At 58.8% G+C, this 13,486-nt stretch carries 10 protein-coding genes, 1 tRNA gene and 1 pseudogene; 6 read left to right on the forward strand and 6 right to left on the reverse strand.

The window, feature by feature from the left end; all coding sequences use genetic code 11:
- The first annotated feature begins 2 nt into the window (after nt 1-2).
- The 3 genes from uvrC (at nt 3) to CX511_RS10200 (ending at nt 2,557) form a co-directional block, all read left to right on the forward strand.
- Nucleotides 3-1,826, forward strand: a complete 1,824-nt coding sequence (gene uvrC, locus CX511_RS10190) for an excinuclease ABC subunit UvrC (protein WP_101292893.1) — start codon at nt 3-5, stop codon at nt 1,824-1,826.
- Between the two features lie 32 nt (nt 1,827-1,858).
- Complete coding sequence (pgsA, locus tag CX511_RS10195; protein WP_045184097.1) at nt 1,859-2,419, forward strand: CDP-diacylglycerol--glycerol-3-phosphate 3-phosphatidyltransferase; 561 nt, start codon at nt 1,859-1,861, stop codon at nt 2,417-2,419.
- Nucleotides 2,420-2,481: 62 nt separating this feature from the next.
- Nucleotides 2,482-2,557: transfer RNA gene (locus tag CX511_RS10200), tRNA-Gly, on the forward strand.
- A 249-nt stretch (nt 2,558-2,806) separates the two neighbouring features.
- Here the strand turns inward: CX511_RS10200 and CX511_RS10205 are convergent.
- A pseudogene (locus CX511_RS10205) lies at nt 2,807-2,925 on the reverse strand (IS3 family transposase); the annotation flags it as partial.
- On the reverse strand, nt 2,891-3,145 hold the full coding sequence (locus CX511_RS10210; RefSeq protein WP_177327775.1) for a hypothetical protein: 255 nt from the start codon (nt 3,143-3,145) through the stop codon (nt 2,891-2,893). The gene CX511_RS10210 and the pseudogene CX511_RS10205, both read right to left, overlap by 35 nt.
- Nucleotides 3,146-3,363: 218 nt before the next feature.
- Between CX511_RS10210 and CX511_RS10215 the strand changes: the two genes are divergently transcribed.
- Nucleotides 3,364-7,860 carry an NEL-type E3 ubiquitin ligase domain-containing protein gene (locus CX511_RS10215; RefSeq protein WP_101292620.1) on the forward strand — a complete coding sequence of 1,499 codons (4,497 nt, stop codon included), beginning with the start codon at nt 3,364-3,366 and terminating at the stop codon, nt 7,858-7,860.
- Between the two features lie 121 nt (nt 7,861-7,981).
- Nucleotides 7,982-8,512: an autotransporter domain-containing protein gene (locus tag CX511_RS10220; protein WP_422222398.1), complete on the forward strand. Its 531-nt coding sequence runs from the start codon at nt 7,982-7,984 to the stop codon at nt 8,510-8,512.
- Nucleotides 8,513-8,639: 127 nt separating this feature from the next.
- On the opposite strand, the gene CX511_RS10225 is transcribed toward CX511_RS10220, so the two are convergent.
- Nucleotides 8,640-8,873 carry a hypothetical protein gene (locus tag CX511_RS10225; RefSeq protein ID WP_101292618.1) on the reverse strand — a complete coding sequence of 78 codons (234 nt, stop codon included), beginning with the start codon at nt 8,871-8,873 and terminating at the stop codon, nt 8,640-8,642.
- Between the two features lie 135 nt (nt 8,874-9,008).
- The gene (locus CX511_RS10230) at nt 9,009-9,221 is read right to left on the reverse strand and encodes a hypothetical protein (RefSeq protein WP_101292616.1); all 213 of its coding nucleotides are present in this window, start codon (nt 9,219-9,221) and stop codon (nt 9,009-9,011) included.
- Between the two features lie 155 nt (nt 9,222-9,376).
- Between CX511_RS10230 and CX511_RS10235 the strand changes: the two genes are divergently transcribed.
- The gene (locus CX511_RS10235; protein WP_231353398.1) at nt 9,377-11,200 is read left to right on the forward strand and encodes a S8 family peptidase; all 1,824 of its coding nucleotides are present in this window, start codon (nt 9,377-9,379) and stop codon (nt 11,198-11,200) included.
- A gap of 78 nt (nt 11,201-11,278) precedes the next feature.
- On the opposite strand, the gene CX511_RS10240 is transcribed toward CX511_RS10235, so the two are convergent.
- Both CX511_RS10240 and CX511_RS10245 read right to left on the reverse strand, forming a co-directional pair.
- A complete protein-coding gene (locus CX511_RS10240) occupies nt 11,279-12,361 on the reverse strand; it encodes an autotransporter outer membrane beta-barrel domain-containing protein (RefSeq protein WP_045184087.1) in 1,083 nt (360 codons plus the stop codon).
- 304 nt (nt 12,362-12,665) lie between these two features.
- Nucleotides 12,666-13,460 carry an endonuclease/exonuclease/phosphatase family protein gene (locus CX511_RS10245; RefSeq protein WP_045184085.1) on the reverse strand — a complete coding sequence of 265 codons (795 nt, stop codon included), beginning with the start codon at nt 13,458-13,460 and terminating at the stop codon, nt 12,666-12,668.
- Nucleotides 13,461-13,486: the final 26 nt, after the last annotated feature.

Raw genomic sequence — 13,486 nt, forward strand, 5'->3', positions numbered from 1 at the left:
TCATGACCTCTGTGTTCGATTCAAGTGCTTTCCTGGCGACCTGCAGCGGTCGCCCGGGCGTCTACCGGATGTTCGACGGTGAAGCCCGGCTGCTGTATGTCGGCAAGGCGAAAAACCTCAAGAAGCGTCTCGCCAGCTATTTTCGCAAAACCGGCCTGGCGCCGAAGACGGCTGCCCTGGTGGCGCGCATTGTCCAGGTTGAAACCACCATCACCGCCAACGAGACCGAAGCGCTGCTGCTTGAGCAGACGCTGATCAAGGAGTGGCGGCCGCCCTACAACATTCTGCTGCGTGACGATAAGTCCTACCCTTATGTGTTTCTCTCCGACGGCCCGTTCCCTCGGCTGGGGATTCATCGCGGTGCGAAGAAGCAGAAGGGCAAGTACTTCGGGCCTTATCCCAGTGCCGGCGCGATTCGTGAAAGCCTGAGCCTGCTGCAGAAAACCTTTTTCGTCCGCCAGTGCGAAGACAGCTACTACAGCAACCGCACCCGACCGTGCCTGCAGTACCAGATCAAGCGCTGCAAGGCGCCTTGTGTCGGCCTGGTCGAGCCTGAGGAATATGCCGTCGATGTGCGTCACTCGGTGATGTTCCTCGAAGGCCGCAGTCACCAGTTGACCAACGAGCTCAATGCCGAGATGGAGCAGGCGGCGATGGCCCTGGAGTTTGAGAAGGCCGCTGAGTTGCGCGACCAGATCGCCTTGCTGCGCCGGGTCCAGGACCAGCAGAGCATGGAAGGCGGTAGCGGCGACGTTGATGTGGTCGCTGCGTTCGTCAACCCCGGCGGTGCCTGCGTGCACCTGATCAGCGTGCGCGGCGGGCGGGTCTTGGGTAGCAAGAATTTCTTCCCTCAGGTCGGTATCGAAGAAGAAGTGGCCGAAGTGATGGCCGCGTTTCTTTCCCAGTACTACATCGGCAATGCCGAGCGCGACCTGCCTGGCGAGCTGATCGTCAACGTGGTGCACGAAGATTTCGCAGCCATCAGTGCCGCCGTCGAAGCCCTGCGTGGGCGCGAGCTGACGATCAGCCACCGCGTGCGCGGTACCCGCGCGCGCTGGCAGCAACTGGCGGTGACCAACGCCGAGCAGGCGTTGAGTGCGCGCCTGGCCAATCGCCTGCATATGGCATCGCGGTTCGAAGCCCTGGCCCAGGTGTTGGCCCTGGATGAAACCCCGCAGCGTCTGGAGTGTTACGACATCAGCCATTCCAGTGGTGAGGCGACGGTGGCGTCCTGCGTGGTGTTTGGGCCCGAAGGGCCGTTGAAGTCCGACTACCGGCGCTTCAACATCGAAGGTGTCACGCCCGGCGACGACTATGCCGCCATGCACCAGGCCCTGACTCGACGCTTCGGGCGGATCAAGGACGGTGAGGGCAAGTTGCCGGACGTACTGTTGGTGGACGGTGGTAAAGGCCAGTTGAACATGGCCCGCGAGGTGCTGCAGGAACTGGCGGTTCCCGACCTGATCCTGTTGGGTGTGGCCAAGGGCGTCACACGCAAGGCCGGTTTCGAAACCCTCTACCTCAATGACGCCGCTCATGAGTTTACCCTCAAGGGCGATTCGCCGGCGCTGCACCTGATCCAGCAGATCCGTGACGAAGCGCACCGTTTTGCCATTACCGGTCATCGTGCCCGGCGCGGCAAGGCTCGGCGTACATCAAGCCTGGAAGACGTTGCTGGAGTGGGGCCAAAGCGTCGTCGCGACTTGCTCAAACACTTCGGCGGCCTGCAGGAATTGAGCCGCGCCAGCATCGAAGAAATCGCTAAAGCGCCAGGAATCAGTAAAAAGCTTGCCGAGTCGATTTATGCCAACCTGCATAGCGAGTAGAATGCACGCTCACTTTGCAGCCAGTTGTGCCGATGAATATCCCAAATCTACTTACAGTTCTTCGCGTCCTGCTCATCCCGTTCTTCATTTTGCTGTTTTATGTTCCGTATCACTGGAGCTATATCGCAGCGAGCAGCGTCTTTGCCATTGCCGCAGCCACCGATTGGCTTGACGGTTACCTGGCCCGTCGCCTGCAACAAAGCACGCCATTCGGTGCCTTCCTGGACCCGGTGGCTGACAAGCTGATGGTTGCGGTGGCCCTGGTGCTGCTGGTGCAAGTGCATGCGAACTTCTGGCTGACCTTGCCGGCGGCGGTGATCATCGGTCGCGAGATCGTGGTCTCGGCACTGCGCGAGTGGATGGCCGAATTGGGGGCGAGGGCGCATGTGGCGGTCTCGAACCTGGGCAAGTGGAAGACGGCGGCGCAAATGCTCGCCCTGGTGATCCTGCTGGCCAACCCACCCGTGCTGACCTTCTGGGTGATCCTTGGCTATGTCTTGCTGATGCTGTCCGCCGGTCTGACCTTGTGGTCGATGCTGCACTACCTGCGCGCTGCCTGGCCACACCTGCGCGAAGGTTCGGAGCAAAAATAAAGCTTTTTTGAATCAAGGGCTTGACGGCGTTCTGCGATCCTATAGAATGGCCGTCACCAAATGCGGGAATAGCTCAGTTGGTAGAGCACGACCTTGCCAAGGTCGGGGTCGCGAGTTCGAGTCTCGTTTCCCGCTCCAAATATCGATTTACAAAGTTCCACGGGGCTCTGTAAGTCCTAAAAAAGACGCTTAGGCGTCTTTTTTTGTTCCCGTGCGATCTGCCTGAGTCCACTACCAGCCACGAATTGTAAGTACATTTTTAAGTACAGCGAATCGGGGTAGTCGGCGTAGCGGATTGTTGGCGGATCCGTTCGCCAGGCGAAGCCTTCCGGTAAGAACTACACCCTCAAAGACGCGGGCGGCCTTGCCCTGTTCGTCGACCCTCAGTGAAGCGCGGCGAGTTCGGTTGTAATACATTTCGATGTAATCGAACACAGCTTCCTGGCCAAGTCACGGGTTTTGTAGATGCGCTTACGGATACGCTCTTTCTTCAAACTGCTGAAAAAAGGCCTTGATCGGAATGCACCAGCAGACGCTCCTTGTCGAAGGCGCCAGAACGCCATAGACGTGCAGGGCACCGTAAACCCCTTGGCTAGCCGCAAAGGAACCGCGGATCAGTTTTAGCAAGCGGTCGTTGTCCTGGTCGGACGCCGAAACGGGCTTGTGCTCAACAACCTGTCTTGCGGCTTGCGCCTTGAGTTCCGGGGTGTATCGTTGGGTGCTCATAAACTTCCTCCTATGCTCAAGCATAGGCTGGAGGTGTCTATGGTGCCGGGGGCAGTCCATTTCTACCTGGATAACTACGGTAGGTTTCGAGTCAATGTAAAAGCGCCGGTCGTCCATCGGCCACCAGTTCGCTGCTCCGGGCAGGTAGTAGCTATCTAGCCTCAGGCGATTGTCCACTCGCCATAGGCTGAAGCTTTTAGCCAGAGCGGAAGCACACCATGCCCCATGACCCGGACATCCAAGGCACCGATACCCTGACCTTGGAACAGGCCTTTCAGGATGATTTGTTGGCAAAGCGCTTGCCTAAGTGGGTGCTTGAGCTCAGCCACGATCATCTTGACCCATTATGCGCCGCGCTCAAGACCAGCTTGGTTTGTCGACAGCAACTGAGTACCCGAATACAGAGCATCCAGGGGATTGGCGATTATGTCAGCGCGGCGTTGCAGGAAGGCCTCGACCAGCGCTTCGGTGCGGGGCTAGATGTCTCTACACTGTACTTTCGCCAGGGATATCTGGTGCCGTCAGGGGAGCAGATCTACACCGGCCGTGTGCCCGTCATGGTTCCCGAATATGTTCAGATACCTCTGCTTGAAGCCGCGCTGAACAACTTCGTCGCCGATGAGGCTGAAACACAGTTACCGGGAAGCGGGTTGGTCACTAAGGTCGGTGAGCACCTGCGCCGGCCCACGGCGATCCAATTCGCCCGGCTATGCCGACAACTGGACATGGGTGCACGTTATCAACGGCACCTCGATGCGATCCTGCTCTCGACGAGTGATCAAGCCGCCGCCGGGTCGAGTGTCCGGTCACTGCTGCTGCAGCTGCAGCGCTCCACATTGCTGGTCGACGCTTACAGGGCGAGGGCAGAGGGCGTGCTCAGCGAGGCCGAACTTGAGCTGGTATCCGAACTGTGCCGCGACGGTCGGTTGCCGGAGCTGGAGGGTGCCAGGGTGGTGGCCAAACAGCTGCGTGTGCTCGACTGTGACTTGGAGCAGATTATTGTTTTCGATGTGCTTGACGAGGGGTGGGTGCGCACCACGAGCAAGCGGGTGCTGGTCTACATCCCTGGTGATCCAAATGGGCCCTGGAGCGCCTTTCCCGACCTTGAGCAGTTCACCAGGAAACACCTCGGTAAACGCCTGCGCGACACCAGCTACCTGGGGTTCTTCAGCCGCTTCGTGCGCCGTCGCGACAGTCAGCGCTTCTTCTCGAAAGTGGTCGAGCTGTATCACGACGTGGCGATCTGGGCCAGCCGCGATCTGGAAGAACACATGCGTGCTTACCCTCAACCCTTGTTCGACTACCTGGCCTCTGCGCGCATCCGCCAGATCAAGGACGATGCCGCGATGATTGTGCCACCGGTTGCGCAGATCGACCGGGCTGTTCAGCGCGACCATGAGCGGCGGCTGGCCGCGGAGGGCTGGGCGTTGATCGGCGTGGCTGGCCTGTTCGTCCCCGCGATCGGTGCCGTTTTACTGGCAACCATGGTTTGGGAGATGCTCAGTGATGTGTTCCACGGCATCGAAGACTGGCATGACGGCGACACGGCAGCTGCATTGGACCATCTAACCAATGTCGCAGTGGATATTGCCGTGGCTGGCGCGACCGTTGCTGGCATATCCGCGGGACAGCGCGCTTGGGCTCGCTCGACACTGGTGGACAGCATGGTGGCGGCACCACTGGAGCAGGGCGGAGCGAAATTGTGGAGCCAGGACACGACAGCGTTTCGCAGCGCAGCACCGCAGGCCTTGCCTGACGTCCAGGGCATCCGCCGTGAGGGCGGGCACGCCTGGATCGAAATGGCGGGGTATCACTACCCGGCACATCAGCGAGTGTCGGACGGCCAATGGCAACTTATACCTCGTGCAGGTTTCGGTCCCTTGTTATGTAGCAATGGAGGTGGGGCCTGGCGATTGGCAAGTGACCAACCTTCGCGGTGGACCGATGTCCATAGCATGTTCCGCCGCCTAGGCGGCATGTTCGGCGATCTCGATGATGCCCAGATTGACGCAGTGATGAATATTCACGGCCTCGGCGCAGACAACCTACGGGCGTTGCACATGGCCAATCAGTTGCCCGACCCCTGCCTGGTTGACACGGTCCAGCGCGTGCACCTTCAAAGGAGAGTGCTACAGCTGATTGAGCAACTGCATGCCGGCGAGCCCATCCGCGAGCGCAGTCTTCTACAGCACGCTCGCCTGCTGCCGAGCACCGCTGGCCTGTCCGGAGCGGGCCTTGCAGAGCAGCTGCAGCTGCAGCGTCGACAACTGCTGCAAGGGTTCTATGACAGCGTCCAGCCCAGTGACACTCAGCCGGTTGCGGTTCTGCGTAACGTATTTCCTGCCTTGCACCACCGCGCCGCGCAGGCATTGGTGGACGCGGCCGATGCCCACGACTTCAGGCGCCTGACGGCTGAGCAGCGGGTATCGATGAGCCTCGGCGAATCGGCCAGGGCCAGCGTTACGCGGATCCGCCGCATACGGGTTCTGGAAGCGCTACGGTTTGACATGCCGCAGTCTGCCGACCTGGGGCGCGTGGCAATCGGTTTGCTCGCCGATCTGCCGAGTGCCTCGCTGGGTGTGCGATGGCACCTTTTAGACGGCGGTCTTGGAGGGCCTGTGCTGGCAGAGGGGGAAGAAGGTATGAGTGATTTCAATCTCATTCATTTCAATGGCCGGTTCTTGCTGCTCGATCAGCACCATGTTGCTCGGGGTGAGCCTGGGGAGCTGTTCGGGGTCATGGCCTCTGCCTATAGCGCCAATCAACGTGCCGCAATGGGGCTTTCGCCTGGAGGGGAGGGGCTGCGGCAGTGGTTGGTGGGTCAGGCGGATGCGCGGCCTCATGCAGTGGAGCGCTTGCTTACACCTGCGCGCGCGGGCAGTTTCAATGCGCCGAGACGCCTGGAGGATGGTCGCTTCGGCTACCTGCTGAGCGGCCGATGGTTCATTCGAGGTAGGCGTCAGGGTAGGCCGCAGGCGTTGAGTGACAGGGTGCATGGGCTGTTTCCGGACCTGGACCAAGAGCAGATTGATATGTGGTTGAGGGAGGTCCAGGCTTCGGGTCAGCGCGTGGAGCCCTTGCTGGAACGGCTGCGTGAGCAATTTTTGATACTGGAGCGGCATATGCAGGGTTGGGTGGCGGAGCTACCTGAGGAGGAACGCGAACAGCGACAATACTTCAGCAATTCATTGATCAAGTGTTGGCAGCGCAGCACCAGTGAAGAGTTCCGTCAGCGACCCGAACCTATCTGTCTGTGGTGGAGCCAGATGGGGGCGCGCACGGGCGGGTTACCAGATCTGCCGGAGCAGATCAGGTTTCGCTCTGTAGCGGTAATGTCGTTGCGTCAGATGGACATCAGCGTGCTCCCAGACGGTTTCCTGCGGGCCTTCGACAACCTACGTGTGCTGGAGCTTCCCGGCAATACGCTGACCCGCCTGCCGATGGGCCTGCAGCGCATGCGTCGCCTGCAGTGCCTGGACCTTACCAGCAACAGGATCAGGCTGGACCCCGGGCAGTCCACGATCCTCGCTGGCTGCGAACAGCTAAGTTACCTCAACCTTTCCGACAATCCGCTCGGGCGCGCCTTCTCTGTCCGTGCCATGACCCATCTGACGGAGCTGCGGCTAAATGACACTCAGATTGACTGCTTGCCCTACGGCATTTTGGAGTGCCTACGGCTGCATACTCTCGACGTGCGCAACAATCGCATCACTTCGCTGCCACCAGGCTTCTTTCAGGCGCGACCCTGGGTCGAGGGGCAGGTCTGGTTACATGGCAACCAATTGAGCGCTGAACAGGCGCAGGCGCTACAGGCGGCGTTGGGGCTACAACGTCCGCTTGAATCGCCGCAGGGCCCCGATTTGTTTCCGCGGATGCGCTGGCTCGACGCGGTCGCTCCGCAAGACCGAGATGACCTGGGTTCTTCATGGGCATTGGTGGAATCGAACGAAGGTTCGGAGTCGTTCTTCGAACTTTTGAAAGGCCTGATCCAAACTGCGGACTTCCGCAGCCCGGTCGGGTCCCGCAATCTGGCCTCCCGTGTTCTGGTCATGTTGCGAGCCATGGTGGACGACGAGGGTCTGTGCACGGAACTGTTCGCCAATGCCCAGAACGTGACCTGCCAGGACAGTGTAGCGTTGCGTTTCAGTGATCTTGAGGTGCGCATGCAGGTGTGGGAAGCACAGCGTGATGCCCTGGCAGGCAACCAGGAGCTTGCTCTATTGCACTTGGGGCGGCAACTGTGGCGGCTCGATGCTGTCGATCGTATTGCCCTGGAAGATTTCCTCGCCCGTCGGGCGGCTGGCGGGGACCCGGACGAAGTCGAGGTGGTGCTGGCCTATCGTCTGGCTCTGCGCGCAGACCTCGACTTGCCGGTGCGGATCACCACCATGCGCTTCCAGTACCTGGCCGATGTTGGTACGACACGCGTTGAACAAGCGCGTCAACGGGTGCTTGCCGCCGAGACCAGCGAGCAAGTAGCTCGCTCGCTGGTCGAGCGGGATTTTTGGCAGCAATACCTTCGGCGCACCAATCAGGCACGTTTCGACGAACTTGATGAGCCCTACCGTACGCAGATCGAAGCGTTGCTGGCCGATCATGAGGAAGAGGAAGCAGCGCGATTGCGCCAGGTGGTACAGCTTCAGGCGCAACGGGTACAAGTCGAGCGTGAAGTCATGTTGAGTATCACCCGCAGCGCGCTTGATGTTGAGTGCTGAGCAGGCGCTGGCGCCTTGAACTGCTATGGCGGATCAAGCTACGCAAAGGCGCTTTCTCGTAGCACTCGGCTATCGATGTGCTGATGTGTGGCCGTAACACCGTCAGGCAGCTTCGGGAATCATCTGGCAGCGGGTGGAGTTAGATGACTATGTCGAGAGCAACAGAAACTTCACCGCCATGGGCTATTACGATCAAAAGGTTGACTCGACCGTGGGCCGAATTGGTTGGCAGGTCCGTCTACGAGTCAGCCGTTTTGAGCCTTATGCACAGATCACCTATGATCAGGAGTTTGAAGGCAGCAAGCAGGCTAACGCATGGCTGAAAACTGTACCTGGTGCTGGCCCGTATCGGGTGCCGGGGCTCGCGTTTGACCGTTACTACGTTACTGCGCTGCTGGGGGGGCAGGTAGCGCATGGCGGTGCGGTCAGCCTCCGAAAGGGATCGATAGTGTTCAAGCAGGTTCACTTCCTCCGGGCTGAGCCGTCGGGTAACGACCTTGGGCTTGAACGAGATCAACGCGTACAGCGCCCGCATCACACTGAAGATAATTGCCATGCACTCACCGCACCTTGGACCGACCTTAAGTTGCTGCTCTTTCTCCGTGCTCGGGCGCGATGCCCAGGCAAGCAAGTGGCATTGATCGGAGTGTAGAAACACGGCGATCGAAGCGTGAGAGGGTCAAGCCATTGTATTTTTAAACTGATGCCACTTGGCTGACAGCCGATGTTCTCCCTGCACGACGCCCCCCCTACAACGCCTCAGCCCTGGAGGGACGCTATCAAGGCCCCGACTGAGGGAAGGTAATCACGCTATAGCCGAACTCGCTGTCACCTCGTTTGATGCCAGTGTCCGATGTTTCCACTTCGACACGGTCATCGTCGTGTACGACCAGTATCTGCTTGTTGTCCAACACCTCTACGCCCTCAGGCTTATTGCTGAACTTCAGTGCCGTTCCGTCCTGGCGTGTCACACGTATGGGGTTGCCTGGTTTGCCATCGGCGAACGGCAGCACTCAGAGGAAACCGCCGACCCGTAATCTTCCGGCACGTCGATACGCACTTTCTTGAAGGGTGATTGCAGCACCAACGTGCCACCTGTGAATGTGACATCGGCAGACAACAGCAGGAAATCGAAACGGAAATCCTCCTTACTGCTTTTGCCATGCATTACGAATGCCCAGCATCAATTGACCATCGGTGCTGTCGAGCTTGGCGGCTTGGCTCGGTGCCATGGTAATGCCTTCGATCTGGTAGTAGGGCGAGCCAATGGCGCTGCTGCGTTCGGAGAGCGGGCTCGCGAGGACGGTAGGGAGGAATAAAGAGACCCCAGTGAAGGCGAAGACGACAGCCTGTCTGTTCATCGGTACAGATCCTTGTGTTTTCGTTGAAGCACTCATCGTAGGAAAAGGCGCCACTGCAGGAAACTGACATTTTTGCCAGTAGGCAGCTCGGTGTTGAAGCGCTACGGTTCGAGCAGCAGCGCTACAGATGTGCAGGCGCCACTTCTGGGTGATGGATGGATGAGTTGTTCCGTTTCGACAAGGAAGTTGTCTCTATGTGCAGGAAGATGGCGTATCTGATCCTCTTGAGCTTGGCCTTTTCCGGCGTCCAGGCTCAAGCACAGGTGGGCCTACGCATCGAAACCCTGTATCGATGCGGTGAGTGGGACGCCGGGGCGTCACAGCAATGGTGCTTGCAGGTGAGAGGGATGAGCGCGGCCACGCCGACGCTGATGTTCAACGGCACGGTTATTCCCGCTGCCTCGATCACACGTCAAGGCCGGACCCTACAGGTGGGTATTGATACTCGGCAGAATGAAAGCGGGCCAATATGGCTAAGCGACGGCAAACAATTCAGCAACTCGGTCTGGCTGACAGTACGCGGTAGCCATGTACTGGCAACAGACCCGAATCAACAGGTGAGCAAAACCGACGGGTTGGTAACGTCCCTGGAACTTCTGAACATAATTATTCGTGAGCACGTCGAGGGCTTACCCGAAGCGCAGCACCTGGCCGATAAGTTCGGCATGCGGATCGTCGGTGCTATTGCTCCACTGAACGTCTATCAGATGCGTATTTCCCCTCGCAGTCTGGATGAACGAGACGCACTGGTAAGTCAATTGGCCAAGGCACCCGGTGTCGAGGCTGTGGTTGTTGAGGAAGGCGATCTTGTTCGTGATCAGAGTGACCCTGATTCAAACGTGATTGCCCCTCCGGATGTGGACGGAGGGAAGGCGAATAACGACAGGGAGGCCATTCGTTACTATCGGCAAAATGTACCAATGCTCGTCTCAGCGCCAGGGGCGCGACCACTTAGAATCGGCGTGGTGGAGCGCGGCGTTGACTTCGACGCTGAAGATTTCATCGATTATCTTGGGCCGTGCCAGCCACAACGCACGTGTGTCTATGCCCGTGACACCAACAACCTCAAGTTGCATGGTTCCATTGTTACGGGGATTTTGGCTGCCCGTTGGAATCACGGCGGCAATGCAGGTTTTCTGCGCGGGTTGGACCAGGCCGGCAATGGCTTTCATATCATCGTTGACCGCGACTCCAATGGCGGTATTCCGGCCAAAATCGCTGCTTCAGTTAATATGGTTGAAGATGGCGTACGCGTACTCAATTGGAGTTGGGGCGTCCATCGTCTAGGCACCATGAGTATTGGCGGTGATGCCGTCATATCCAACGTGCGCTCGCCAGCGGCTTTCAATGGATACGCAACGCTGCTGCAGAGGTTTTTTGCTTGGCTGCAAAAGCACCACCCTGACGTTATCGTCATCAATTCGGCCGGTAACAGTTTTTCCGCTATTGATATTCCAGGCACTCGGCTGCCTTCATCCTTGCATTCCAGTCAATTGTTGGTGGTGGGGGCGCATCAACGTAGCGGCGTCAGCGTTAAGGTCAGTGATGCGGCCTATGCACAGTTGCGTCGTTCGTCCAATGTTGGCCGGCGCGTCGACATTACCGCTGCCGCATGCGCCAGGGTGCCGTTGACCAGCGTGCGTCATGACCCGCCCGGCTTATGCGGAACGTCTTATGCCACCGCTTTGGTGACCGGCGCGGTAGCAGCCATGATATCGGTTAATCCTGTTTTGAAGCCTGAGCAGATTCGGCGACTGTTGCGCCAAAGTGCGTTGCCGTTGGCGCGTCAGCAATGGCCAGGCGTCATTGCCATCGACTTTACGTTGCCACTTCAGCCTGGCGAGCGCTCGGATCAAACTGATCCTGGCATCGGTCAGTTTGCGCGCCTGAATATGTATCAGGCGCTCAAGCTGGCAGTGAAGAGCCGAGACAACCCAAGCGCGGTGCGGGGGCAAGGGGTAACGCTTGAGCCGCGCTGAGGTCACTGGTCCTGGTCTGTGGTCGGCGGCAGCGGTTACCCATCAATAGGGCTCACAGCAACCCCGCTGCGCTCACAGTCACCACCTGACCCTGACCCCCAGATTGCCAATCACCCCGTTCAAGTCATTGTCACTGACGTCACTGCTGTAGTCGGCACTGACAAACAACGCCACTTTAGGGGTAACCCGCGCCACCAGGCCCAAGCCCACTTCTACCGTAGTGGCGTTGTTGCCGGCGTTGATCTTGTCGACGTTTTCCAGGTTGACGCTGTTGGCGTTGGAGAAATCATGCCAGACGTTGGTCCGCAGAAAGGGTTCAATGGGCATGCCGCGCAGGTTGTAGCGCGCAGACAATTTGGCCCCGACCCGACCGGTCCAGTTGGGCTGCTGTTCGAAGGCTTGGCGGGTGTCGGTCTGCGTCTGGCTGCCGGGGAAGTACTGTTGGTTGATCAATTGCGCCTGCGGTTCAATGGTCCAGTTGGCGCCCAGGGCAATGGGGTAGCCACCTTCGACCGATAAGGTCAGGGCATGACCATCGCCATCCAGGCGCTGCCCGTTCTCACTGCGTCCATTGACGTCAAAGCGCGTGCCCATGGCCACCGCATCCACGTGCCAACCCTGTTCGTGGGTCATGCTCCAGTACATGCCAAGGCTTTCACCTTCCAGGCTGACATTGGATTTCTTGTCGCCCACCTGGGGTTTGCGCATGCCATCAAAGCCACTTTGCAGGTTGCTATGACCGACAAAGAAACCCACCCGGTGAATATTGCCGGCGCTGGTTTCTCGAACGAACAGGTCCGGGCTGATTTGCAGGCTCTGGTTGTTCATTTCCAGACGTGCTGGAGCCGGTGCCCCGATTTTTCCCGGGGCTGGAAAGAACGGGGCCCACTGACTGGCGATGCTGTCGATGTCGCGCGGCGCGTTGCGCTCGGCCATGCGCTCGGAAAATGCGCTCAGGGTGCTCAGGCCCAGGCCATGAGCACTGACCGGTGTCAGTGTCAGCCCTGGCACGGTCTGCGCCTGCATTTGCACCAGGGTGTTGAACGGGTCGTTATCCTCCAGGCCCAACGCATGGGTTTCCAACGGGGTTGCCAGTAGCAGCGACGTGGAAACCGCGTAGAAAACATACTCAAAGCCCGTAGGATTCGAAGTTTTTTTCATGGCGGATCTCCTCTGATTGTTACAGCCAAGGTTCTGGCCTGATGTCACGGGCTGTAAGACAAAACCAGAGGGCGACTCAAACCAGCAAAAAAATTCCTGCCGCGCGCTGAAAGGCGCGAGCTAGACGCTCGGAATAGAGATGCGGCATTACTTGTAGCTAAGGAGAGGACAGCGTGGGCGTCAAGAAGGCGTGAAATAACCGTTGTCAAGCTATTGGATGCTTCAATTGGCTGAAAATTAACAATTATTCATATTTCATAGTCGTGTCGGCTCTTTCAGCCCACACGGCTATGCCGAATCATTGCTAAAGCTGCACTTCTACCGCCAGTGGTAGATGATCGGAGAGGTGACTCCAGGGTTTGTTGCCCAGGATTCGCGGTGCATGACTGTTGGCATTGCGCAGGTAGATGCGGTCCAGACGCAATAATGGCAGGCGCGCCGGGTAGGTGCGCGCCAGTAAGCCATGATGACGCTCGAAGGCCTCGTGCAGCCCCCGGTGCAAACCCAGCGTGCGATTGCCATGCAGCTTCCAGTCATTGAAGTCACCCGCGATGATTACCGGGGCGTCGGCAGGGAGCGAGTCGAGTAACCGGCGTAGCAGTTGCAATTGCTTTTGCCGATGACTTTCCAGCAACGACAAGTGCACACAGACGGCGTGAACATGCGGCTGACCGGGCACGTCCAGCACGCAATGGAGCAGGCCACGCCGTTCGGGGCCTGTGATTGACACATCCAGGTTACGGTGTTCGATAATCGGGTATTTGGACAGCAACGCATTGCCATGGTGGCCATTGGGGTACACCGCATTGCGACCGTAGGCGAAGTCGGTCCACATGCTGTCGGCAAGGAACTCGTATTGCGAGGTTTGTGGCCAACCGGCGTAGCGGGCGGCATGGCGGTCGTGGCTGCCAAGCACTTCCTGGAGAAAGACAATGTCAGCTTGAGTGCTGCGCACCGCCTCGCGCAGCTCAGGCAGGATGAAACGGCGATTGAAGGCGGTAAAGCCCTTGTGGGTGTTGACGGTCAGTACCTGCAGGCGCCGGACCGCCGGTGCCTGTTGGGTGGCGCAAAGCAGTGTAGGGTCCGGTTCTACGTTCACGGTTGCTCCTGGTCTACAAGCCTACT

The sequence above is a fragment of the Pseudomonas sp. S06B 330 genome (genome assembly GCF_002845275.2).
In the GTDB taxonomy this organism is placed as follows: domain Bacteria; phylum Pseudomonadota; class Gammaproteobacteria; order Pseudomonadales; family Pseudomonadaceae; genus Aquipseudomonas.